Origin of the sequence: Novacetimonas pomaceti, from assembly GCF_003207955.1 — a bacterium.
GTDB classification, from domain to species: domain Bacteria; phylum Pseudomonadota; class Alphaproteobacteria; order Acetobacterales; family Acetobacteraceae; genus Novacetimonas; species Novacetimonas pomaceti.
Window position 1 is genome coordinate 1 of the sequence record NZ_NOXG01000113.1, and the last position, 829, is coordinate 829.

Consider the following 829-nt stretch of genomic DNA (forward strand, 5'->3'; position numbering starts at 1 on the left):
CAGGCTTGTCTGCTGACCAGGCGCAAAGGAGACACGGATCGCCGGGCGCGCATTAGGGGTCGCGAATTCCGTGCCGACCTGCTCCGTGGCACGACGCACGTCCTTCAGGCGTTCCCCCAGCCGAAGGATTTCTTCGGGCGTGAAAGGAATGGCCTCATGCTCGGCTTCATCGTAAGCTCCCGGCGACTGACGCCTTGCTGAATATTTCTGGTCTGGTTCAGCTATGAAGCATGAACGATTTAAGAGATAGGGACGCGGTACTACCTGCGAGTGTCGCAGGTAGTACCGCAGAGAGGCTCCAAAGGAGCGGTAGAGAGACCGATGAGCGGGACAGGCTGGCGGACGCCTCGCGGATCGAGATCGTTTCGGATCGCCGCCGCTGGCACGCCCCTGAATTTCGCGCGCGAGTGGTCATCGCGTCCTACGAGAGCCGACGCCCCATAAGGGAGGTGGCTGCACAGTATGGGATCCATCCCAGTCTGGTGTTTCGCTGGCGGCGAGAGGCTCGGGCCAAAGCGCAGGCCAAAGGCGGGACATCGTTCATACCTGTCATGGTAGCCCCGGCCCCCGAGCCGCAGCCATCGGAGCGTCGGAGAGAACAGGGAACGCTGTCCGGCCAAGCCGTCAGCCTGGTCTTTCCGGACGGTGTGCGGCTGGAGTTCGACGCAGGGCTGTCCGCTGATCGTCTGCGTGAGATTGTGGGCGCACTACGATCATGATCCCGCTTCCTTCCACGCTGAGGATATGGCTGGCGGCCGGTGTAACCGATATGCGCCTGGGGATGCCCGGGCTGGCGTTGAAGGTCCAGGAAGCACTGGGTCGTGACCCT

The 829-nt window shown here is 62.6% G+C and carries 2 protein-coding genes and 1 pseudogene; 2 read left to right on the forward strand and 1 reads right to left on the reverse strand.

From position 1 onward, the window contains the following. A pseudogene (locus tag CFR71_RS17225) lies at positions 1–189 on the reverse strand (DotH/IcmK family type IV secretion protein); the annotation flags it as partial. A 41-nt stretch (positions 190–230) separates the two neighbouring features. Between CFR71_RS17225 and tnpA the strand changes: the two are divergent. Further along, positions 231–719 carry an IS66-like element accessory protein TnpA gene (tnpA, locus tag CFR71_RS15900; RefSeq protein WP_061276868.1) on the forward strand — a complete coding sequence of 163 codons (489 nt, stop codon included), beginning with the start codon at positions 231–233 and terminating at the stop codon, positions 717–719. Further along, positions 716–829, forward strand: a 114-nt coding sequence (tnpB, locus tag CFR71_RS15905) for an IS66 family insertion sequence element accessory protein TnpB (RefSeq protein ID WP_165832105.1), incomplete at its 3' end; no start/stop codon positions are given. The genes tnpA and tnpB, both read left to right, overlap by 4 nt.